The organism is Streptomyces sp. NBC_00076 (assembly GCF_045041235.1).
Taxonomy (GTDB): domain Bacteria; phylum Actinomycetota; class Actinomycetes; order Streptomycetales; family Streptomycetaceae; genus Streptomyces.
In genome coordinates, this window is sequence record NZ_CP108242.1 from 3667389 (window position 1) to 3689379 (window position 21991).

General features: G+C 70.6%; 17 protein-coding genes. 2 read left to right on the forward strand and 15 right to left on the reverse strand.

The genetic code is table 11. From position 1 onward, the window contains the following. Nucleotides 1-7: 7 nt before the first annotated feature. From OHA64_RS16700 to OHA64_RS16715, 4 genes are all read right to left on the reverse strand, one after another. Entirely contained in the window at nucleotides 8-1804 is a 1797-nt protein-coding gene (locus OHA64_RS16700; protein WP_405613716.1) for a LytR C-terminal domain-containing protein, read from the reverse strand. A gap of 16 nt (nucleotides 1805-1820) precedes the next feature. Further along, on the reverse strand, nucleotides 1821-2387 hold the full coding sequence (gene nadD, locus OHA64_RS16705; protein WP_405623998.1) for a nicotinate-nucleotide adenylyltransferase: 567 nt from the start codon (nucleotides 2385-2387) through the stop codon (nucleotides 1821-1823). A 352-nt stretch (nucleotides 2388-2739) separates the two neighbouring features. After that, nucleotides 2740-2904 (reverse strand): hypothetical protein, encoded by a 165-nt coding sequence (locus OHA64_RS16710; RefSeq protein WP_405613718.1) that lies wholly within the window; start codon nucleotides 2902-2904, stop codon nucleotides 2740-2742. Between the two features lie 110 nt (nucleotides 2905-3014). Continuing rightward, nucleotides 3015-3176: a hypothetical protein gene (locus OHA64_RS16715; protein WP_405613719.1), complete on the reverse strand. Its 162-nt coding sequence runs from the start codon at nucleotides 3174-3176 to the stop codon at nucleotides 3015-3017. 125 nt (nucleotides 3177-3301) lie between these two features. Between OHA64_RS16715 and OHA64_RS16720 the strand changes: the two genes are divergently transcribed. Then, entirely contained in the window at nucleotides 3302-4435 is a 1134-nt protein-coding gene (locus OHA64_RS16720) for a M48 family metallopeptidase (protein WP_405613721.1), read from the forward strand. 109 nt (nucleotides 4436-4544) lie between these two features. Here OHA64_RS16720 and OHA64_RS16725 read toward each other — a convergent pair whose 3' ends face one another. The 5 genes from OHA64_RS16725 to proB all read right to left on the reverse strand — a co-directional run bounded on the left by OHA64_RS16725 (nucleotide 4545) and on the right by proB (nucleotide 9682). Continuing rightward, entirely contained in the window at nucleotides 4545-5615 is a 1071-nt protein-coding gene (locus OHA64_RS16725) for a hypothetical protein (protein ID WP_405613723.1), read from the reverse strand. Between the two features lie 102 nt (nucleotides 5616-5717). Continuing rightward, nucleotides 5718-6296 carry a hypothetical protein gene (locus OHA64_RS16730; protein WP_405613725.1) on the reverse strand — a complete coding sequence of 193 codons (579 nt, stop codon included), beginning with the start codon at nucleotides 6294-6296 and terminating at the stop codon, nucleotides 5718-5720. Between the two features lie 164 nt (nucleotides 6297-6460). After that, nucleotides 6461-7747, reverse strand: coding sequence for a glutamate-5-semialdehyde dehydrogenase (locus OHA64_RS16735; protein ID WP_405613727.1), 1287 nt, complete (start codon nucleotides 7745-7747; stop codon nucleotides 6461-6463). A 157-nt stretch (nucleotides 7748-7904) separates the two neighbouring features. Beyond that, nucleotides 7905-8378 (reverse strand): hypothetical protein, encoded by a 474-nt coding sequence (locus tag OHA64_RS16740; RefSeq protein ID WP_405623999.1) that lies wholly within the window; start codon nucleotides 8376-8378, stop codon nucleotides 7905-7907. Between the two features lie 176 nt (nucleotides 8379-8554). Beyond that, nucleotides 8555-9682, reverse strand: coding sequence for a glutamate 5-kinase (proB, locus tag OHA64_RS16745; RefSeq protein WP_405613729.1), 1128 nt, complete (start codon nucleotides 9680-9682; stop codon nucleotides 8555-8557). A gap of 330 nt (nucleotides 9683-10012) precedes the next feature. On the opposite strand from proB, the gene OHA64_RS16750 reads away from it, so the two are divergent. Then, entirely contained in the window at nucleotides 10013-12106 is a 2094-nt protein-coding gene (locus OHA64_RS16750) for a hypothetical protein (protein ID WP_405613731.1), read from the forward strand. Nucleotides 12107-12194: 88 nt separating this feature from the next. Here the strand turns inward: OHA64_RS16750 and OHA64_RS16755 are convergent, their stop codons facing one another. The 6 genes from OHA64_RS16755 to OHA64_RS16780 form a co-directional block, all read right to left on the reverse strand. Continuing rightward, nucleotides 12195-13418 carry a glycosyltransferase family 2 protein gene (locus tag OHA64_RS16755; protein ID WP_405613733.1) on the reverse strand — a complete coding sequence of 408 codons (1224 nt, stop codon included), beginning with the start codon at nucleotides 13416-13418 and terminating at the stop codon, nucleotides 12195-12197. Between the two features lie 270 nt (nucleotides 13419-13688). Beyond that, on the reverse strand, nucleotides 13689-15794 hold the full coding sequence (locus OHA64_RS16760) for a hypothetical protein (RefSeq protein ID WP_405624000.1): 2106 nt from the start codon (nucleotides 15792-15794) through the stop codon (nucleotides 13689-13691). Between the two features lie 187 nt (nucleotides 15795-15981). Beyond that, nucleotides 15982-17481: an SDR family NAD(P)-dependent oxidoreductase gene (locus OHA64_RS16765; RefSeq protein ID WP_405613735.1), complete on the reverse strand. Its 1500-nt coding sequence runs from the start codon at nucleotides 17479-17481 to the stop codon at nucleotides 15982-15984. Nucleotides 17482-17704: 223 nt separating this feature from the next. Next, nucleotides 17705-18463, reverse strand: coding sequence for a hypothetical protein (locus OHA64_RS16770; RefSeq protein WP_405613736.1), 759 nt, complete (start codon nucleotides 18461-18463; stop codon nucleotides 17705-17707). Nucleotides 18464-18576: 113 nt separating this feature from the next. Continuing rightward, a complete protein-coding gene (locus tag OHA64_RS16775; protein WP_405613738.1) occupies nucleotides 18577-20127 on the reverse strand; it encodes an alkaline phosphatase D family protein in 1551 nt (516 codons plus the stop codon). 306 nt (nucleotides 20128-20433) lie between these two features. Next, nucleotides 20434-21936 (reverse strand): FG-GAP-like repeat-containing protein, encoded by a 1503-nt coding sequence (locus tag OHA64_RS16780; RefSeq protein ID WP_405613740.1) that lies wholly within the window; start codon nucleotides 21934-21936, stop codon nucleotides 20434-20436. Nucleotides 21937-21991 lie beyond the last annotated feature (55 nt).

Genomic DNA, 21991 nt, shown 5'->3' on the forward strand with positions numbered 1-21991 from the left:
GGCCCGGCTAGGAGGACGCCGGCTTGTAGTCCTGGCCGAGGACCACGGCGACGTCGCCCGAGGAGACCGTGCCCTTGGCGACGGAGCCGGCGGGCAGGCCCAGGGTCTTGGCGACCTCGGTGGCGTTCTCCTTGTCGGCGGCGTCGGCGTAGACGACCTTGGACGTGGCCTGGGCGGCGGAGGCCGTGCCGCCCTCCAGAAAGGTGAAGCCACCGTTGAGGAGGACGACGCGGGCCTTCTCGGTGTTGTCCTTGACGCCGGTGGCGTTCTGGACGGAGACACTGACGGCAGCGTCCTTGTCCGGGCTCTTCGCGGTGCCGCCGAGGACGTCCTTGACGACGCTCGCGCTCGCGTCGGCGCTCAGGGTGCCGTCGTTCTGGACGGGCATCAGGGCCGTCCGGTAGTCGCCGCCCTTGGCGAGGTCGGCGAGCTTGGCGAGGAAGGTGCCGAGGTCGCTGTCCGTCAGCGGCGGGTCGAGGATCTGCGCGAGCGTCTGCACGGTGGTGGTCGCGGCCGTGGGGTCGGAGGACAACTTGCGCAGCACCGCCTGCATGACCTGCCCGAACCGCTCCAGCTGGGCGTCCTGGGCCTCCCCGGAGCCTCGGTAGGTGGCGTAGGCGACGGCCGCCTTGCCGCTGAGCGTCCGGCCCTTGCCCTTGCTCACCAGGGGCGCCTCGCCCTTGTTCTTGGCCTTCGGGTCGCGCACCTCGGCGTTGGTGTCCACGTCGATGTTCCCGACGAGGTCGACGAGGTTCTGCAGGTAGGGGGTGTCCAGACGCCAGGTGCCCTGGATGTCGGTACCGAGGACGGTGTCGAGGGAGTCGCGGGTGCCGGAGGAGCCGTCCTCGTCGACCGACTTGGCGAGGGTGGTCGTGGTGCCGTCGTCGTCCGTCACGACGAGGGAGTTGGGCAACAGGACGGTGGTGCCCCGTTTGGTGGTGGTGTTGTCGACGAGCAGGACCGTGGAGGTGCCGCCCTTCGCGGTGTTGTGCAGATGCACGACGATCACGTCGCGTTTCTGGGCGCTCGCGGCCGTCGCGGTGCCGGTCCTGCTGTCGGACGACGACGAGAGTCCGGGCAGCTTCCCGGCGTACCCGAGGTAGCCGACACCACCGACCGCGGCCAGCCCGAGGACCACGACGAAGGCGATGAGACGACTGCGGGCGCGGCGCTTGGCCTCCTCACGGCGCTCGGTGCGGTTCTCGGTGAAGTTCAGCCAGTCGATGACGTCCTCGGAGTCGCCGTCGGGCTCCTCCACGAACGCGAACTGCTCGGTGTGGTAGTCGGCTTCGTGCCCGTCTGCGGACGCCCGGCCGGGCTCGGCGTGACGGTCGCCGTCGGCTCCGGCGCGCTGGTCTGGCCCGGGGGCCACCGGTTCCTGGGCCGGACCGGCCTGCTGCGGGATGTAGGCGGTCTGTTCGGCGACGCGGGGCTGCTGCCCGGCGGCGGGGGTCTGGCCGTAGGGATCGTACGAGGGTGCCGGGCCGCCGCCGTGCCGGGTACCGGTGGCGTACTGATCGTAGGGCGGCACGGGCGCCTGCCGACCGGTGCCGTAGGGGTCGTACGCCGGGGCGGGCTGCTGCCCGCCGGTGGCGTACGGGTCGTATCCGTATCCCTGTTGCGCGTACGGGTCGTACGGCTGCTGGGCGTCCTGCTGAGACTGCTGCGGAGCCTGTCGGGACTGGGCCTGTTGAGGATGGGCCTCTTGCGGGTGGGCCTGTCGGTAGACAGGCCGGCCGTACTCGTCGTAGCCGACGAGCTCGTACTGGTCGTCCCCGTACCCCGCGTCGTATCGGTCGTTCACCGGTGCCCCTCTCGGCTCACTCGCCGCGGTACAGCTCGCGCTTGTCGATGTATCGCACGACTCCGTCCGGCACCAGATACCAGACGGGGTCGCCCTTGGCGACTCTCGCTCGGCAGTCGGTGGAGGAGATCGCGAGGGCGGGCACCTCGACGAGCGAGACACCGCCTTCGGGAAGACCGGGGTCGGACAGGACGTGGCCCGGCCGGGTGACCCCGATGAAGTGCGCCAGGGAGAACAGTTCCGCCGCGTCCCGCCAGGTCAGGATCTGACCGAGGGCATCGGCGCCGGTGATGAAGAAGAGGTCCGTGTCGGGGTTGAGCGCCTTCAGGTCGCGCAGGGTGTCCGTGGTGTAGGTCGGACCGCCACGGTCCATGTCGATGCGGCTGACGGAGAACTGAGGGTTCTCCGCAGTCGCGATGACCGTCATCAGGTAGCGGTCCTCCGCCGGGGAGACCTTGCGGTGGGTCTTCTGCCACGGCTGGCCGGTCGGGACGAACACGACCTCGTCCAGGTGGAACTGCGCGGCGACCTCGCTGGCCGCCACGAGGTGGCCGTGGTGGATCGGGTCGAACGTTCCGCCCATCACGCCGAGGCGTCGCTTGCCGGGGTTCGACGGGCCGCTGCCCGGGCCGACCGGCAGCCGCCTGCCGACGGTGTCCTGTCGGCCGTTCCCGGCAGCTCTCGCCCCACCGTTCCCGGTATCGCTCGCACCGTTCCCGGCGGCGTTTTTCGGGCGGTTGTCGGTCGTGTCGACCGGAACGTCCTGCGCGCCGTTCGGCGTGTCGTTCGCCGGACCGGTAGGCATGTCCTGCTCTCCCATGCGTGCAGACCCTACCGGCCCGGCCTGAGAGTCCCGGCCGACAGCTTCCCGGGGACGGCCCGGAAGGCCGCGCCCGCCGGACTCGTGCCGGAGGCCTGCCGGGCCGTTGCCCGGCTCAGCGGTCGCGGTTGAAACGGGTGGTGATCCACAGCAGAAGCAGCAGGATGAGGAAGGCGGAGCCACCGGTCACCAGCGGACTGAGGCTCTCGTGGTTGCCACCACCCTCCTCGCCCTCGGCGGCGAGGGTGACCAACTGGGCAGCGGTGCTGTGGAAGCTCATCTTCGGCAGAACCTATCCGGTGAGGGCGGGATAAAGATGTCGGCCCATCGTAAGCGGGCGGCGCAAGAGCGATCACAGCGGCTCCGCCGATGGGGAACCTTGGCGCCGCCTCAGTCGTCCTTCCGCTTGTACCCCCGCAGCAGGAACCACGCGGTCAGCGCACACCCCAGCATCATCACGACCAGGACGACCCGGAGCAGATCCCCGGACCCTTGCTGCTCGGCGGCGTTCGCGGCCTCGGTGAACCAAGCGGCCGGGGGGTTGTGCTCCATGGCGTGGAACTCCTTCGCTGTAGTGCCCGTCCACGGTATCGCCGCCTAGGCTGGGCTCTGCTTCGGGGGCGCAAAGGGCCGCACAAGGGTCCGCAAAGGCACTCACACGCACATGGGGGGAAGGCATGTCCGACGGCCACCAGCAGAACGGGCACGAGCACGTACCGAGCAGGCAGCGCAGGCGTTTCCCGGGGATCTCCTCGCGTGCGTACGAACACCCGGCCGACCGTTCCGCCCTGGTGGCGCTGCGGAAGCTGAGCGGTTTCGACACCATCTTCAAGGCGCTCAGCGCTCTGCTGCCCGAGCGCAGCCTCAGGCTGCTGTTCCTGTCCGACTCCGTGCGCGTGTCCGACGAGCAGTTCGCGCACCTCAACGACATGCTGCGGGACGCCTGTTACATCCTGGACCTGGAGAAGGTCCCGCCGATGTACGTCAACCAGGACCCGCAGCCGAACGCGATGTGCATTGGTCTGGACGAGCCGATCATCGTCGTCACCACGGGCCTCGTCGAGCTGCTGGACGAGGAGGAGATGCGGGCGGTCGTCGGACACGAGGTGGGGCACGCACTGTCCGGCCACTCCGTCTACCGGACCATCCTGCTGTTCCTGACCGGCCTCGCCCTCCGGGTGGCCTGGATCCCGCTCGGCAACCTCGCGATCATGGCGATCGTGACCGCGCTGCGCGAGTGGTTCCGCAAGTCGGAGCTGTCCGCGGACCGCGCCGGCCTGCTGGTCGGCCAGGACCTCAAGGCCTCGATGCGCGGTCTGATGAAGATCGCGGGCGGCAACCACCTGCACGAGATGAACGTGGACGCGTTCCTGAAGCAGGCCGAGGAGTACGAGGCCGGGGGCGACCTGCGCGACTCCGTGCTGAAGATCCTCAATGTGCTGCCGCGTTCCCACCCGTTCACCACCGTCCGGGCGGCCGAGCTGAAGAAGTGGTCCGAGTCCCGCGACTTCCAGCGGCTCATGGACGGCCACTACCCGCGGCGCAGCGAGGACAAGGACACCTCGGTGACGGACTCGTTCCGCGAGTCGGCGGCGAGCTACGCGACCAACGTCAAGGGCTCCAAGGACCCGCTGATGAAGCTGGTCAGCGACATAGCCGGCGGGGCCGGAGACCTGGGCGGGCGGGTGCGGCGCGGCTTCGGCGGCTTCGCGAGCTCGGCCCCGAAGGACCAGTCGGCCGACCAGCCGCCGACGGACCAGCCCCCGTCCGACCAGCCCCCGACGGACACCCCGCCGCGCGACGACGACTGACCGTACGGCCGCACGGCCGCACGGCCCGACGTGCGGCCACCCCGGCCACCCTGCCCTGCGCGCCACCTGCCCCCGTACGGCGCACCCTCGTACGGGCCGCCCGAGGGGCTCACGCCTTCGGTTGTGCGCTGGTCGCCAAAGACCCGCACAGCGCCGGCGCGCTGCCCGTCGCGTAGGGGTCCGTGCCGGCCGGGCCGCCCGCCTTCGCGGTCTGGCCGGCGAGCAGCGGGTGCAGACGGTTCGTGGAATCCTCGGCGCAGGACAGCGGCCCGGCCTGGACGTAGGAGACGACGAGCTGGGCCGTGCGCAGCCGCAGGTCCTCGCGGTCGAAGCGGAAGTGCAGCTCACGCCGGACGGTGAACAGCGAGGCCTCGGCCCCGGCGGCGGCGCCGGCGGGCCGCAGCGCGTAGACGAAGGTGTGGTCCGCCGTGACCTCCAGCGTGGAGGAGTCGGTCTCGGCGGCCTGCAGGGAGCCCTGGACGCGGATCTTCCGGTCGGCCAGCTCGGCGCCGGCGGGGTCGAAGCGAACCAGCCATCCGGTGGGCGCGTGCCGGCCGTCGGCGGTGGGCTGGGCGAAACTCTGGTCGAACTGGTCGAGTTGGTCGGTGTCGAGCAGGACGCGCACGGGGCGGACCCGCTCGCCGGTGAGGGTGTCCGGGTCGAGCGAGGAGCGGACCAGGTAGTCCTTGGCGGTGGTCAGGGCGGCCACCACCTGACTGTCCGAGAAGTGCGCGGTACGCCGCGAGGCCGGCAGCGGAATCCCTTTGGCGCCGACGCGGTACTGCGCGGCGGGGCTGTGCGCGTACAGGTACTCGGGGTCGGTGTGGCCGGGCACCTTGCCCTGCGGGGCGAGCGGGATCACCGTCATCCGCAGCGGCTCGACGGGTTGCCGGGCGGCGGGGGTCTGGTAGGGATGGCGGACGCCCATGTAGATCGCGGTGCCGAAGGCGACAGCGATCAAGAGGACCAGGATCAGGGCCTGCCGGGAGAGCCCGCGGCGCAACGGCGGCCTACGGCGTACGGCGGGCGCGTGGTCGGCGATGCGCTCCTCGGCGGAGAATTCCTGGAGGCGGGCAGCACGAACGAACGACTCGTCGAAGACGACGGATCGGTACTCGTCCTCGCCACCTCCGGGGCCGCCCTCGGGTGCACCCTCAGGTGGTTCTCCAGGCCCTCCCATATCTTCAGAGTAGGTCGCGGGAAGGTCACGTAAACGCCCTGGTACACGACAAGTTCTGACAGGTTCTCACCAGGAACCGTCAGGGACCCGGCCCATCGGTGCTCAGGGCGTGCGCGGCTCGGCGGGCACGGCTGGCCGGGAGTAGTCGGCGGATGCGGACGGTGCCGCCGCGGTGCCCTGCTCCAGCCCGGTCGAGGCGGGCGGCGGGACCTGGTCCCGGCCACCGGAGGAGGCACTCCGGTAGACCGCCGCGAAGGCCAGCGCCACCATGCCGATCCCCATCACGAGGGCGAGCAGCCAAGCGATGGGGCGGTGCCAGCGGGCGGGTTTGCCGTACGTCCCGGAGGCGCCGTAGCGGTCTTCGAGGACGTCGCTGTCGTCCAGGTCGTCGAGGTCCGGATCATGGCCGAAACCGCTGGGATCGTCGGGGCCGAACCCGTCCTCGTAGCGCTCGCCCCTGCCGAGGGCCGCTCGGCGGGCCTCGGCCTCGGATGCCTCCGCTCTCGCCTGCGCGGCGGCCAGGAGGCGCTCGACGGCGGTCGGCTCGTGCACCACGGCCGCCCGTACGAAGGCCTCGTCGAAGACCACGGAGGCGAACTCTTCGTCCGACACCCCGCGGTCGTGGTCGTCGTCGGGCTCCCAGCCGTCAGGGAACGGCGAACCCCCCACGTCCTCCGGCACGGTTCCAGAGTAGACCGGGGGGTTCGGTTTGGGCAGACGGTATGGAAATTCATCCGGTGGATGAGACGCCGTTTCCGCGGCCGGGCGGCGGTGCGGCGCGCATGCCGGACGCATATGCCCCGGCGCACGCCCCTTCCCGCGCCCGCACACCCCCGTCGAGCGCCTCAGCGCCGTACGTGCCCGTCCCCGGTGACGATGTACTTCGTGCTGGTCAGCTCCGGCAGGCCCATCGGGCCTCTCGCGTGCAGCTTCTGCGTGGAGATGCCGATCTCCGCGCCGAAGCCGAACTGGCCGCCGTCGGTGAACCGGGTGGAGGCGTTGACGGCGACCGTCGTGGAGTCGACCAGCTGGGTGAAGCGGCGGGCGGCCTGCTGCGAGGTGGTGACGATGGCCTCGGTGTGGCCGGAGGTCCACAGCCGGATGTGTTCGACGGCCTTGTCCAGCGAGTCCACCACCGCGGCGGCGATGTCGTAGGACAGGTACTCGGTCTCCCAGTCCTCCGGCGTGGCCTCGACGACCGTCGCCTTGGAGTTCTTGGCGTACGCCAGCACCCGCTCGTCGGCGTGCACGGTCACGCCCGCCTCGGCGAGGGCGTCCAGGGCGCGCGGCAGGAACTCGGGGGCGATGTCCTGGTGGACCAGGAGGGTCTCGGCGGCGTTGCAGACGCTCACCCGGTGCGCCTTGGAGTTGATCAGGATCTCGATCGCCATGTCGAGGTCGGCGTTCGCGTCGACGTAGACGTGACAGTTGCCGGTGCCGGTCTCGATGACGGGGACGGTGGACTCGCCGACGACGGTCCGGATCAAGGAGGCGCCGCCGCGCGGGATCAGCACGTCGACCAGGCCACGGGCCCGCATCAGCTCGCGCACGCTCTCGCGGCTCTCGCCGGGCACCAGCTGCACCGCGTCGGCGGGCAGCCCGGCCCCGCCCACGGCGTCCCGGAGCACCCGCACGAGGGCGCTGTTCGACTCGTACGCCGAGCCGGAGCCACGCAGCAGGACCGCGTTACCGGACTTCAGGCAGAGGGCGGCGGCGTCGACGGTGACGTTCGGGCGGGCCTCGTAGATGATCCCGACGACACCGAGGGGCACGCGGACCTGACGCAGGTCGATCCCGTTGGGGAGGGTCGAGCCGCGGACGACCTCGCCGACCGGGTCGGGCAGCGCGACGACGTCCCGCACGTCCGAAGCGATGGCCCGGACCCGCTCCGGGGTCAGGGTCAAGCGGTCGATGATCGCATCGCTGGTGCCGGCCTCGCGGGCCTTGGCGATGTCCCGGGCGTTGGCCTCGACGATCTCGCTCGTACGGACCTCCAGCGCGTCCGCGATGGCGAGCAGCGCGTCGTCCTTCTCGGCCCGCGGGAGCGGAGCGAGGTCGGCGGCGGCGGCCTTGGCTCGGTAGGCGGCCCGGGCGACCGGGGACATGGAGTCGTACGGCGAAAGCGTGGTCATGAGGGAAGCGTAGTGCGCCGGACGGGTGCGTCCACCGCTCATCCCACCCCCCGAGACAAGCCCCACAGAACTCGCAGACCCCCCAAAAACGGGTGCGGACCGGGGGCACGCCCTTCAGAAGGGGTGGACGCCAATCAGAATCAGAAGGTGACGCCCTTCAGAAGGGGTGCACGCCAACCGGTGTCGCCGGCGCCGGGCCGTATCCCTTGGAGATGCGCTGGTGGTAGGTCTGGCGGTCGATGACCTCCAGGCCGACGATCTCCCAGGGCGGCAGCCCCGCGGTCTGCCGGTGCTCGCCCCACAGCCGCAGGGCGACGGCCGCCGCGTCATGCAGGTCGCGGGCCTCTTCCCAGTACCGGATCTCGGCGTGGTCGTTCGCGTATCTGCTGGTCAGAAGGAAGGGATGGTCATGGGCGAGCTGTTCGAGGGCACGTCGGACCTCATTGATCGGGGCCTCCTCGCCGGAGACGCTCAGGGTGACGTGCCACAGACGCGGCAGGTCCTCGGGAGCGCCCTCGTAGCGGGCGCCGGCCGCGACGCTCGCCAGGGCACGCTCATCGCCGACCGCGCGCTCGGACATTCCTGCGGCGCCACCGCCGCGGGACGCCGCTACCCCTGTCCCAGGGCGCACTCGTCTCACGACGGCCTCCTTTACGCACAGAACGACCCGGGGGTCGGTCGGATTGTGTCCCTGAGACAAAGTTGAGCAGGCCGCAAGGGCTCGCGTGGCGGTTTTGCGGAACGTCCACCTCAGGGCGACGACCTTGCCGGGTCGTTCACCCCGTTTTCGGGTTCCGCGTGCCGTGATCAGGGGTGCAGGATCACCAGATCGTCCCGGTGGACGACCTCACGCTCGTACGCCGGGCCCAGCTCGCGGGCGAGTTCCCTGGTGGAGCGGCCGATCAGCCGGGGAATCTCCCTGGCGTCGAAGTTGACGAGACCGCGGGCCACCGCGTGCCCCTCGCCGTCCCGCAGCTCGACAGGGTCACCGGCGGTGAACTCGCCCTCGACGGAGGCGATGCCGGCCGGCAGCAGCGACTTGCGCCGGTCGACGACCGCCGTCACGGCGCCGTCGTCCAAGGTCAGCGAGCCCTGCGGGGTGGACGCGTGCTGCAGCCACAGCATCCGGTCGGCGGAGCGCTTGCCGGCGGGGTGGAAGTAGGTGCCGGTGTCGCCGCCCGAGAGCGCGTCGGCCGCGTGGACGGCGCTGGTGAGCACCACCGGGATGCCGGCCGCGGCCGCGATCCGGGCGGCCTCGACCTTGGTGACCATGCCGCCGGTGCCGACGCCGGCCTTGCCCGCACTGCCGATGTCCACTCCGGCCAGGTCGGCCGGAGTGCGCACCTCCGCTATCCGCGAGGTGCCCGGCCTGCCGGGGTCTCCGTCGTACACGCCGTCCACGTCCGAGAGCAGGACCAGCAGGTCGGCGTGGACGAGGTGGGCGACAAGGGCGGCGAGCCGGTCGTTGTCGCCGAAGCGGATCTCGTCCGTGGCGACGGTGTCGTTCTCGTTGACGATCGGCAGGGCGCCCATCGCCAGGAGCTTGTCGAGGGTGCGGGAGGCGTTGCGGTGGTGGGCGCGGCGGCTCATGTCGTCGCTGGTCAGCAGCACCTGGCCGACGCGGACGCCGTAGCGGGCGCAGGAGGCGGTGTAGCGGGCCACGAGCAGGCCCTGGCCGACGCTGGCGGCGGCCTGCTGGCGGGCGAGGTCCTTGGGGCGACGGCGCAGGCCCAGCGGGGCGAGCCCCGCGGCGATGGCGCCGGAGGAGACCAGGACGATCTCCCGCTCGCCTCCGCTGCGGCTCTTGGCGAGGACATCGACGAGCGCGTCGACCCGGTCGGCGTCCAGGCCGCCGGAGGCGGTGGTCAGCGACGAGGAGCCCACCTTGACGACGATCCTGCGGGCCTCGCTGACGGCCTGTCTTGCCCCTGCCACGTGCTGTCCGTCCCCTCGCGTCACTCCGGGTACCCGCCCGCAATGTACGCGAAGGGGCCCCGTTGACGCGCGTCGGTTCCAGTCTCCGGACAGCCGTCCGTGACCGCCCGGTCACCCGCCGCTCGGGACCGGCGGTGAGGGCCCCTCGGCGCCCCGGAACCTCAAGGAGCGCGGCGGCAGTCCCGAGGCGTCCGGTCATGCGCGTGTCGTCCCGTGGTCGGCGCGCGTTAACCCGGTCGTCCGTCATGCGATGACCTTGGAGTGACCGCAGTGCTCACACGTCTCCCCCGTCGACGGCTCTCGGCGAGGACGCGCCGGCGGTGGCCCGCCGTGCGGCTTCCCAGCCGCCAGACCACGGCCAGAGCGCTCATCGCGGCCGTTCTCGCCGCCGCGTTCGCCGCTCAGGCCGCGGCGGCCCTGCGCCCGCACATCCCGCTGCTGCTCGCCGCGACGACCGCCTCGCTGGCCGTGGAGGGCGTCCTGTACCGGTGGCAGCGGGACATGCTGTCGCTGTTCGCGAAGTCGCACGCCGATCTCACCGTGCGGCACGTGCTGCGCGACCTGCTGCTGGTCGTCGGCCTGCTGCGGGCCGGCGGGCAGGACCGGGAGACGGCCTACGCCCCGTTCATCGCCGGACTGCTCGTCTTCTACGCGCTGCACTGCGCGATCCAGGCGGTCTCCGTACTGGTCCGTCGCACCCGCACCCTGCCCGTCGTCACCCGCAACATCGACGCCCGCGCGCTGCGCCTGACCCCCGCGCCGCCCATGCTGCTGAGCCGCGCCGGTCACCGACTGCTGGCCTTCGGCCTCCCGTCGACGGCCGGGCTGCTGGCCACCACGGCGACCGGCGAACCGCGCTGCGCGGGCTTCGGTGTCGCCGTGTCGCTGGGGCTCGCGCTGATGGGCCTGTACGACCTTCTCGTGCGGCTGCTGCCGAGCCGTCGTCCGGCGGGCGAGCAGGAGGTCCTGGACTGGTTCGACGCGTGGCTGGCGGAGTACCGGCCGACCGTGGGCCTGTACTTCTCCGGCGGGGCGTCCTCGGCGTACCAGGCGAACATGTGGCTGGAGCCGCTCGCGAAGCTGGAGGGCCGGCCACTGATCGTGCTGCGCGAGCGGTTCATGGTGCAGAAGATCGCGGCGACGGACGTGCCGATCGTCTGTCTGCCGAAGGTGTCCACGCTGCTCAGGCTGGAACAGTCGACGCTCCAGGTCCTCATCCACCCGTCGAACTCCGGGAAGACGTCCCAGGTGCTGCGCATCCCCAGTCTCAAGCACACCTTCGTCAACCACGGCGAGAGCGACAAGCTGTCGTCCTGCAACCCGTACGCGAAGGCGTACGACGAGGTGTGGGTGGCGGGACCGGCGGCGCGCGAGCGGTACGCGCAGGCCGAGGTGGGCGTGGAGGACAAGGACGTGGTGGAGATCGGCCGCCCGCAGCTGGACGCCGTACGGCCGTACGCGGGCCCGCCGACGGGGCCCCGCGGCGGATGCTTCACCACCGTTCTGTACGCGCCCACCTGGGAGGGCTGGGACGGCAATCCCGGGAACACGTCGGTGATCGAGGCAGGCGAGAACCTCGTACGGGCGCTGCTCGCGGATCCGGGCGTACGGCTGCTGTACAAGCCGCATCCGCTGACCGGGTCGGTGGACGCGCGTGCGGGCGCGGCGGACCTCAGGATCCGGGAGCTGGTCCGGGCGGCGAACCGGGAGCGGTCGGGTCAGCGGCCGCCGGCCGACGGTGAACTCGCGCGGCGTGCAAAGGAGTTGGACCATCTCACCACGGTCTCCTTCCGGGCCCGGGCCGATCAGGTCGAGCGGATGCTGGCGCAGTCCGTGCCCGAGCCGGGGCGGGCGGAGGCGGTGGCGCGGGCCACGACGGCCTGGGAGGAGGCGTACTGGGCCTCGCTGCCGGAGTGGGAGCACCAGGTCGTCACGGACGCCCGGCCCGCGCTGTACGCCTGCTTCAACCGGGCCGACCTGCTGGTCAGTGACGTGTCGAGTGTGGTGAGCGACTTCCTGGCGAGCGGGAAGCCGTACGCGGTGGCCAACACCAGTGGCCTGACGGAGGACATGTTCCGCAAGGTCTTCCCGACAGCGGGTGCGGCGACCGTGCTGACTCCGGACGCGGCCGGGGTGCCACGGCTGCTGGACGCCGTACGGCACCCCGAGCGGGACGAACTGGCGCTCGCCCGAACGGAGTTGAAGCAGCGACTGCTGGGACCGGACGAGCCGGCCGCCCAGGTCCGTTTCAACGACGCCGTACGCGCGCTGTGTTCGGCGGCACGGGACCACCGGACCCGGATGGCGGAGCGACTGGCGGCGGAGATTCCCGCCCCGCGCAAGGAGGTTGTCACGGGACAGGAGGCCGCCGGTCAGGGAGCCGCGTCCACGTCCGGGCCGGCGCCCGCCGCACCGTCGCGGTGACCCGGACACGGCCCGGCCCGCCGTCGGGCCGGTGAAGCCGGACCGGCGCCCCACGCCCCGCCCGTGGGCGCCGGGGCCGCCCGGCAGGTCACGCGGCGGCGGCTCGTCCGTCCGACGCGCCGGGGCGGGTGAACAGGACCCGGCGGGCCTTGCGGCCCGCGCGGCGCAGGAAGGAGTCGAGCGGGTCCTCCCGGTAGCCCGGGACGAGTCGGGCCTCACGGGCTTCGGCGCGGTAGACCGCGTCGGGTATGCCCGCCCCGGTGTCGCGGAAGTAGGGGTAACCCAGGTAGAGGCGACGGCCCTTCCTCTCCAGGACGGCGGGAGCCTCGGTCTTGGCGCGGACGAACTTCACGACCTCCTCCAGGAGATCGGGCCGCCCGGCCGCCACCAGGTGCAGCCGCAGCCGCTCGTGGACCTTGAGCCTGCGGGCGATGTCGTCGTTCCAGTACGCGTCCATCAGCGGCTTCGCCAGTTCGAACTTGCGCCGCCGTACCTCTTCGCCGTCCTTGAGGAACTGTGGGCCGAACTGCGGGAGCAGCGTGACGAGGAAGGGGCGGACCATGAGCGTGTCCCGCTTCGGCCCCGGGGGGAGCAACTCCGCGAGGAGGGTCATCAGGGCGCTCGCGGAGTCGAAGCGCAGGCTGTAACCCCCGCTCCTGGTCACGTGCTTGCCGTCCGCACGGCCCACCAGGTAGTAGCAGGTGTAGTCGGCGAGCACGGAGACGCCGTCCGCCCGCAGATACGCCTCCATCGTGAACAGCGCGTCCTCGCCGGTCCACAGGGACTCGTCGAACCGCATGCCGTGACGTTCCAGCAACGCACGGCGGAACAGCTTCTGCGCGCTCAGCGTGAACTTGATGTTGGAGGAGAAGACGTCGGTGCGGCCCACCGTCTCGCCCCACATCGACTTCGGCGCACCGCGGTTGACGCCCTCGACCTTCCCGAGGACGACGTCCGTGCCGTTCTCGTCGGCCATGGCGACCATCCGCTCCAGGGCCTCGGGGCCGAGCCGGTCGTCGGCGTCGAGGAAGAAGACGTAGCGCCCGGACGCCTTGCCGAGGCCGACGTTGCGCGGGCCGCTCGGGCCGCCGGAGTTGTCCTGCCGGATCAAGGTGACCGGCATCGTGGCGCCGGCCGCGAACTCTTCCAGGTACTCCCCCGTGCCGTCCGTCGACCCGTCGTCGACGACGATGACCTCCATACGCGTCCGGTCGATGGTCTGTGCCTCCACGGATGCCAGGCACTCGACCAGATACGGCATCGCTTCGTACGCCCCGATGATCACAGTCACATCAGGCTGCGCAACGGTCACTCTTCCCCCTAGTCATGAAACTTTCCCCCGAATCGCCTCATTGGCAATCTGCTAGACGGACGGCCACAGAGAGCGGTTGCCTCTTCACCGGGCGTTCGTGATCCAGTTCACATGGTGAATCGACAGGTACGCGGGGAGGGATCGACGTCCTGAGAACACCCAGAACACCCCTACATACGCGGCTGGGCCCGGTTTTCGAGGATCACTCCTCGAAAACCGGGCCCAGCCGTCCATGACGTCGGATCAGCGCGCCGTCACGGCGTCACACCGTCACGCGATCATGTCGTCCGCGTCGCCGGCCGCCGACGTCCGCGGTGCGAGCATCGCGTCGGCCAGCCCCTCCTCGGCCTCCGCCACTTCGGCCGCCGTCCGTGACTCCTGGCCGACGTTGCGCGCCTCGGCCTTGATCGCGAGGTTCGCCACCGCGGTGTTGAACTGCTCGATTGAGGTCGGCTCGTCCGGGCCCAGCAGATACTGCTTCAGCTCGCCCCGGTCCTCGGCCAGCGGATCGGCGTCGGGAGCGCGGACCGCGTCCAGCAGCTCGCCCAGCTCGGCCGCGCTGTTGGACAGGATCACCGCGGCGCGCACCGCCGTGTTCTGCCGCTTGAACTCCTCCACGCCCAGCTCCGCGGAGTCCGTGACCGCGTACGGCTTGCCGCTCGCGATGAAGTCGGAGACCACGCTGGAGATGTCGGAGACCATCGCGTCGGAGACGTTGAAGCAGTCGTACAGGCGCGGCTGGGCGCCCGTGATGACCCGGTGCTCCCAGGCCGGGAAGGAACGCCAGTACGCGTCGTTCCACTCGGTCCGCAGCCGGGCGATCTCCTCGTGCTTCTTGACGTCGACCAGACCGTCACGGGTGGCCTCGGCCTCGTCGCCCTTCTCGTCGCGGCTGCCGACCACCTCGGCGATCCGGGCGTCGATCCGGGCCAGGTCCGCCTTGGCCTTCACCTGGGCGGCCGGGTCGGTGGTGAAGCGCGGGTCGGCGGCCCGGGCGGCGGCGGCCTTCCCGACCAGGGCGGTGATCCGCTGGTGGGCGGTCTTGGCCTGGGCGCTGCGCGTGCCGGTGAAGGGGTGCGGCTTGTACAGGACACGGACCGGCGGGTCGGCCTTGACCAGCTTCTTCACGATGTTCTCGCCCGCCAGCAGGATGGAGGTGTTGCCGGGGTTGTCGTCCCAGCCCTCCCAGGTGGGCGCGTACAGGACCGTGGGGCAGCCTCCGTCAGCGGCTTCGCCGGCGGGCGCCTCGGTCCCGCCCTGCCAGGTCTGGATCGGCGCCAGCTGCGGACGGCCGACCTCGACGATGTCGTCGTCGCGGACACCGACGTCGGCGATGGCGTAGCGGTCGCGGCCCGCCCGGCCCGCGGTCCACACCTCGTCGTAGACCTTGCTGAACGGGTTGACGCTGGCCAGCTTGTCGCTGTCGCCGTGGCCGATGAAGACGTGCTTCATGGTGGGGACGCGCAGCATGTGGATGTTCTTGCCGACGTTCGCCGCGTACATCGTGACCCGCACGGTGGACAGGTCCATGTTCATCAGGTGCACCCCTCCGGGCACGCAGACGACGGGGACCGTGGTGGGCGCCAGGTTGTTCAGGATGGCCCGCTCACGCAGGATGATCAGCGGCTTGGAGTCCAGCTGCTCCATGGTCTCCAGCCACATGTTGACCTGGTAGGCGGAGTCCTTGGAACCGGAGAAGTACAGCACCGTCTCGGGCCGGTACTCGCGCAGCCAGCCGTCGATCGCGGCCAGGACCTTCTCGGCGTTCGGCGGGATCTTGCGGCCGCGTACGTACGGCATCAGCGCGAGGACGTACAGGGAGCCGAGGACCAGCGTGACGCCGATGCCGATGAACCCGGCCAGGGCCGAGTCAAGTTGCGCGGAGACGAGTATGCCGACCACGGCCGCGAGATCGAGGTGGAGCATCTTCTCGGCCGAGCGGCTGAGCAGGCGCTTCGGCGGTGCGTCGGGGATGCGGATGCGCGCGGCCAGGTCGACGTTGCGGGTGGCGATCGGCATCCGCCGCCGGTTGCGGATCAGGGTCACCAGGGCGCCGTGCGGGGCCTGGAGGCCGTAGAACGCGATGAAGCAGGCGGTCGCCCCGTAGAAGATCAGGCTGTCCGAGAGGGCAAGCCGAGCCAGCAGCAGGATCAGCAGGAGTTGCCTGATCAGGAAGCGGATCGACAGCCCGGCGCGCACCTTGCTGAGGCGGTTGATCAGATAGCTGCCCTTGCGGTGCAGATAGTGGTCCGCCAGGTACGTCACGGCGGCCGCTGCCGCGAAGGCGGGAACGCTCGGGACGAGCGCGGCCAGCATGAGGGCGGGGTAGCCCGCAATCATGAGGACCGCCGCGGCCAGCTGGGCCGCGCTGCCCACCCGGGCGACGCGAATAGCGGTGGATATCACGGAGAACCTGCTCTGGGAGGGGTGCCGGTTGCCATTGCCGAAAAGGTCCGGAAAACGAATGGTGAAGACTCCGGGATTTTACGGCTCAGGCCCCTGCGAATGCACCGCGAACGGGCAGCCACAGAGGCCTGAACAACAGAGGACTATTTGCCGTTGATTATGCCATGCCGTCCTGGCGGTCCAGGACACTGGCCAGGGCCGCCTCGAAGCCGGAGGCCTGGCCGGCCGCCGCCGTCGGGTCCTGCTGGCGGACGTCGATGACGTGCCCGGTCAGCTCGGAGAGCAGCACGTCGAGCGAGGTACGGGCGACCGCCTCGGAGGACAGCAGGCTGCCCGTCGGCTCCTGGCCGAAGGCCTTCGTACGCATCGGCGTGGCGGTGCGCTCCGGGTTCACACAGTTCACCCGGATGCCGTCACCGGCCCACTCGTCGGACAGCGCCTGGGTGAGGTTCACCATGGCGGCCTTGGTCGAGGAGTAGAGGCTGTACTCGGCGCGGCCGCGGGTGTAGCTGCTGGAGGTGTACAGCAGCAGCTGGCCCTTGGTCTCGGCGAGGTACTTGTACGACGACCGGGCGATCTGCACCGGGGCCAGGTAGTTGACCTTCAGCGCTTCCTCGATGGTCGCGTTGTCGGTCTCGGCCAGCTTGCCGATGCGCAGCACGCCCGCGGTGTTGACGACGTAGTCGATGCGCCCGGTCTCGCCGTACGCCTTGGACAGCGCGTCGTCGACCTCCTCCGGGTTCTCGACGTGGGTGCCGGTGGTGGAGCGGCCGAGCGCGTACACCTTGGCGCCGTAGGACTCGGCGAGTTCCGCGATGTCCTTGCCGATGCCGTACGAACCGCCGAAGACGACGACCGTCTTGCCGGTCAGCAGCTCGCGGTAGAGCTCCTCGCCCTTCTGCTCGGGCGTGGCGGTGGAGGCCAGCTGGAACAGCTTGTCGGCGATGAAGACGTCGACCGGCTGGGTGACCTTCATGTTGTACTCGTCGCCCGCCACGACGTGGATCGGCACGTCCGGCAGGTACTTGAGCACGACCGAGCAGTCGTCCGTGGCCTGGAAGTTGGGGTCACCGGCGGCGACCTCGTAGGCCCGCTTGATCGTGGACAGCTTGAACGCCTGGGGCGTCTGGCCGCGGCGCAGCCGGGAGCGGTCCGGGATCTCGGTGATGAACTCGCCGTCCTCGCCGTGCGTGCGCGTGACGATGATGGTGTCCGCGGACGGGATGGCGACGTCGACGGCCTGGAAGCGCTCCAGGGCGATGACGCAGTCGTCGATGACGCGCCGCGACAGCAGGGGGCGTACGGCGTCGTGGAACAGGACGTTGAGGTCCTCGCCGTCCGCCAGCCCCTCGCCCAGGGCGGTGATGGCGCGCTCGGTCGTCTCGTTCCGGGTGGAGCCACCCTCGATGATCTTCTTGACCTTCTTGAACCCGGCCTTGGCGACGATCTTCTCGATGTCCGGTACATAGCCCGGCGCCATCAGCACGATGATGTCGTCGATCGAGTCGGCCTTCTCGAAAGTGGTCAGGGTGTGCTCGATGACTGCCTTGCCGGCGATCTTCAGCAGCTGCTTGGGGATCGACAGACCCACGCGCTGGCCGGTGCCACCGGCCAGGATCACTGCGGTGGTACGGGGCTTGGCTATGTGCTGTGACACAGGTTGACCTACCTTGGGGCGACAGGGAACGTGGAAATGGTCCCACCCCGGGTTACCGCTGTGCAAGGTGAGCGCCCTTCGCTGCATATGTGCGCGCAACCCGACATTCATCTTGCACCGCTGGTGATTGGGTGAGCCCGTTGCGCCGGACGGGTGACGGCCTGGAAATCGCTGTGAGTAACTCCACAGGCGTCAGCCATTGCGGAGCGTAACACTCGCCGCCTCAGTGTCGCCGCAACCTCTTCAGGCAGCGGTGTCCCAGCACCCGAATGAGCTCCTTGGACGAGGTCTGGTGAACCGTGCGCGGCCTGGCGCGCGCGGCGTGTCCGACGGGTGTCGCCGCGGCCGCCGCGAGCACGCCGTAGAGCGCCTGGGCGGCGACCTCGGGGGCGATCAGGGGGCTCTCGGAGGACTGCGCGGCCGGCTTCGGCGCGACGGACAGCAGCTCCGGGTCGCCCAGGACACGTACACCCGACGAGCGGATCCGCTCGGCCATCTCGGCGCCGATTCCGGCGGCGGCCTCCAAGGCCCACCGCGGGGTGCCGATCTTCACGTCCTGCGGGCCGGGAGCGCACGTGTACTTCATATGCATCACGGCGCCGTATCGGACGAGCTGGGAATAGAGCTCGTCGGGGAGTCCATTGCCGCGGAATTCCTTGTTAAGATTCCGCAGCATTTCGGTCTCGGCAAGGGTAAGGGAACGATTCGCCGCGTCCGGAACGGGCCGCAGTAAGTTCTCCGGCAGTCCGAGAAGTCGCTCGAAGGTGCGCATCAGCCCGCCGTGGTCGCGGTCGTCCACCACCACGACGGTGACCCGCTCCGGCCCGACCACCCGGGCCCAGCGTTCCACGAGCCGGTCATGCCGGTGCCGGCGCCAGAAGCTGGGGTTGGGCTGCTGGTAGGGGGCTTTGTGCAGCAGCCGGGTGCCCGTGGGGAGCGGGGCGATCGGCGGTTCGTCGTGTCTCGTACAGTCCGTCTCCATGGTCGGAGGACGGTAAGAGGACTGCCTGAGACGGTGCTGAGAGAGACCTGGGACACAGCTGAGTCCCAGGCTCCCGTCACACAGGTTCGGGTCGTACGCCGGACGAATCCGGGTCACACCAGACGGACGCCGGGCCTTCCCGCGTCGACCCGCAGCCTGGCCAGCGTGCTGGGCGTGGACTGCGGCTTGAGCACCGTGTCGACGACCCGGACCCGGGCGTCGACGCGGTCGCGGCGGATGTCGAAGAGGTGGTAGCCGCGGTGGGCGTCGAGCAGCTTCCAGTGCGGGTTGTCCGCCATGCGCGGGTCCCACTCCTTGTGGAAGGCCGTCTGGTCCTGGTCGCCGTTGCTGGAGATGGAGGTGCCGACGAACTCCGCGCCCACCGTCGCGGAGTCCGGCTTCTCGTAGTCCTGCTTGAGGTCGCTGATCATTGTCAGATGCCGGTCGCCGCTGAGCACGACCGGGTTGCGGACGTCCCTGAAGTCCCGCAGCAGCGCGTTGCGTTCGGCCTGGTAGCCGTCCCAGGCGTCGTAGTACCAGAGTTTGCCCTCGCCGATCTGCAGGTCGGTCTCGGCCATCATGATCTGCGAGGCGATCAGGTTCCACTGGGCGGGCGAGCGGCGCAGGCCGTCGAGGAGCCACTTCTTCTGCTGGGCGCCGAGCATGGTCAGCGACGGGTCCTGGGCGCCGGCCTGGCTGGTCGCCTGGTCGCTGCGGAACTGCCGGGTGTCCAGCACGTTGAGCCGGGCCAGGCGGCCGAACTCCAGGCGGCGGTACATCCGGATGTGCGGCCCGTTCGGCACGGCCGTCGCACGCACCGGCATGTGCTCGTAGTACGCCTGGTAGGCCGCGGTCAGCCGGGCCACGAACGCGTCGTGCGGCTGCTTGTCCGGGTCCTGCGGGATGTCGCCGGCGAAGTCGTTGTCGACCTCGTGGTCGTCGAAGCTGACCACGAAGGGCGCGTTGGCATGCATCTCCGCGAGGTCGGGGTCGCTGCGGTACTGGGCGTACCGGTTGCGGTACTGGGTGAGGCTGTAGGGCTCACCGGTGCCCTCGTGCCGCCGTACGGCCGTCGCCGAGGGCGTCGACTCGTAGATGTAGTCGCCGACGAACAGGACGACGTCGGGGTCCTGGGCCAGCATGTCGGCGTACGGCGTGAAGTAGCCGTGCTGCCAGTTCTGGCAGGAGGCGAGCGCGACCCGCAGGCTGCCGCCGGAGCTGCTCGGGGCGGGGGCGGTACGGGTGCGGCCGGTGCGCGAGAGCTGGCCGGCGGCGCGGAAGCGGTACCAGTACGTACGGCCAGCGCGCAGGCCCCGTACATCGACGTGAACGCTGTGCCCGTACGTGGATCGGGCGTGGGCGGTGCCCCGGCGGGCGACCTTCCGGAAGCGCTCGTCCTCGGCGACCTCCCACTGCACGGGCACCGTGGTGTCCGGCATACCCCCGCCGTTCAGCGGGTCGGGAGCGAGCCGCGTCCAGATCACCACGCCGTCGGGCAGTGGGTCCCCGGACGCGACTCCGAGGCCGAACACACCGTCGGGGAGCGTGGCCTCGGCCGCTCGGGCGGTGCCCGGCAGCCACAGCTGGGCGGAGGCCGCGGCGCCGAGTACGGCGGCGCCGCCGGCCAGGAATCTGCGTCGGTCGGGCGATACTGCTCCGGTCATCGGGCGAACTCCCCTGCCTCGCTTGCCTCTTGGACCCTTGGAAACTCGCCCGCCGGGCGGTCTGCCCGCTGAACATAGCCCTTCGCGTGCATGACAGATAGGAAGACATCGGACAACCCGTTGCGACCCAGGAACCACAAAGTGAACGTTAGTTGGTCGCAACGGGACTTACGTGTCGTCAGTTGATGTTTCGCCAGGCTTTGTTCGGCCGACGGCCCGGTCCGTTTCGCCGGGCTTTGTTCAGCCGACAGCCCGGTCCGTTTCGCCGGGCTGTTCAGCCGTCCGGGTGTCCGTCGGGGGCTCCGCTCAGTACGCGAACCCCGAGCCGAGCCTGGCGTTCGCCGCGACCGTGCCGAGGGTGCCGGCGCCGAAGGTGAACGAGCCCGTCGCCGTGATGCCGGACGCCGTCGCCCTGAACGCCCACACCGATCCGGCGTTCGTGTTCTCGCCGGGTGCGCCGACCGCGAGTTCGGCGCGGCCGTCGTGGTTCGCGTCCAGGAGACGGGCGCTCCAGCCGAAGAGGTCGGCCTTCTCCGCCGTGCCGGGCACGCCCTCGGTGTCCTGGCTGAAGGACTGGGCGCCGGTGCCGGTCAGACCAGCGGCGCTGCCGCGCAGCACGACCGCGCTGCCGGCGTTGGTCACCCCGTCGAAGTCCTCGCCGGGCACGCCCGCCGCGACGTCCGCGTAGCCGTCTCCGTTGACGTCGGCGACCGACACGTCGGCGCCGAAGGCGTCGTACAGCTCGGCGGCGCCCGGGACGCCGGGGCTGTCCTGATTGAGATAGGTCGGCTTCGCGCCGACGGGACCGTTCGCGCTGCCGGGCACGACGGCGATCCGGCCGCCCTCGGGGATCGGCGTCATGAGGTCGCTGTCGTAACCGTCCTTGCGGCCCACGACGATGTCGTCGAAGCCGTCCGCGTTCACGTCACCGAGGTCGACGGACTCACCGCCCTGCAGCCGCTGACCGTCGGCGCCGGCGACCCACACGCCCTGCTTGAGGCCGTCCGGCGTGCCCTGCCAGTAGGTGATGCGGCGGGCGTCGGGCTCGTCGCCGTCGTTCATGGTCCCGACGACGTCGTCGACGCCGTCGCCGTTCACGTCACCGGCGGCCAGGTCCAGGAAGCGCGGGTCGGAGTCGTCCTCGACGACCTGCTCGCCGCCGTTGGTGGCGCCGTCCCGCCCGAACGGGCCCTTGACGACCCGGAGTTTGTAGTAGTCCTCGACCGCCACGAGGTCCGCCGCCCCGTCACCGTCGACGTCGCCGACCGTGAGCGCGCCGTGCGAGCCGAGCATGGCCCACGAGCCCTCGTTGTTGCGGCCGGTGGCCAGCGAGGAGCTTGCCGAGAGCCCCTGGGCTCCGCCCCATATGACCTGCACAGAGCCGGAGTTGACGCCCCCGGACACGGTGTCCTCGCCGCTCACGCCGACGACCAGGTCCGCGTATCCGTCCTGGTCCAGGTCGGCGGTGGAGAGCGCGCTGCCGAACTCGTCGTCCGTCTCGGCGGCGCCCGGGACGCCCGCCGTGTTCTGGCTGAACACCTGCTTGGTCGAGGTCTTCAGCCCGTCCGCCGAGCCGTACACCACGGCCACGTATCCGGCCTTCGTCTTGCCGTCGACGGTCGCCTCGGGCGCGGCGACCGCGAGGTCCGCGTAGCCGTCGCCGTTGAAGTCGTCCTGCGGCCGGGACACTGCAGTGGAGGCGGAGGCGGAGGCGGTGTCGGCGGCAGAGGCCACCGGGGCGATGACGGCCGTGGTGACGGTGACGGCGGCCGCGAGTGCGAGCCCTCGGCCGATCCTGCGCTTGCTCATGGTGCTCCTGTTGTCGGGTGGTACGGGTGGGGGGATGCGCGAGGGAACCGCTCGG

What these genes read in the sequence shown, in the direction of transcription:
- OHA64_RS16720 (WP_405613721.1), top strand. Translation starts at nt 3,302, where the DNA reads ATGTCCGACGGCCACCAGCAGAACGGGCACGAGCACGTACCGAGCAGG.
- OHA64_RS16725 (WP_405613723.1), bottom strand. Translation starts at nt 5,615, where the DNA reads ATGGGAGGGCCTGGAGAACCACCTGAGGGTGCACCCGAGGGCGGCCCC.
- OHA64_RS16780 (WP_405613740.1), bottom strand. Translation starts at nt 21,936, where the DNA reads ATGAGCAAGCGCAGGATCGGCCGAGGGCTCGCACTCGCGGCCGCCGTC.
- OHA64_RS16770 (WP_405613736.1), bottom strand. Translation starts at nt 18,463, where the DNA reads ATGGAGACGGACTGTACGAGACACGACGAACCGCCGATCGCCCCGCTC.
- OHA64_RS16735 (WP_405613727.1), bottom strand. Translation starts at nt 7,747, where the DNA reads ATGACCACGCTTTCGCCGTACGACTCCATGTCCCCGGTCGCCCGGGCC.
- OHA64_RS16715 (WP_405613719.1), bottom strand. Translation starts at nt 3,176, where the DNA reads ATGGAGCACAACCCCCCGGCCGCTTGGTTCACCGAGGCCGCGAACGCC.
- OHA64_RS16710 (WP_405613718.1), bottom strand. Translation starts at nt 2,904, where the DNA reads ATGAGCTTCCACAGCACCGCTGCCCAGTTGGTCACCCTCGCCGCCGAG.
- nadD (WP_405623998.1), bottom strand. Translation starts at nt 2,387, where the DNA reads ATGGGCGGAACGTTCGACCCGATCCACCACGGCCACCTCGTGGCGGCC.
- OHA64_RS16775 (WP_405613738.1), bottom strand. Translation starts at nt 20,127, where the DNA reads ATGACCGGAGCAGTATCGCCCGACCGACGCAGATTCCTGGCCGGCGGC.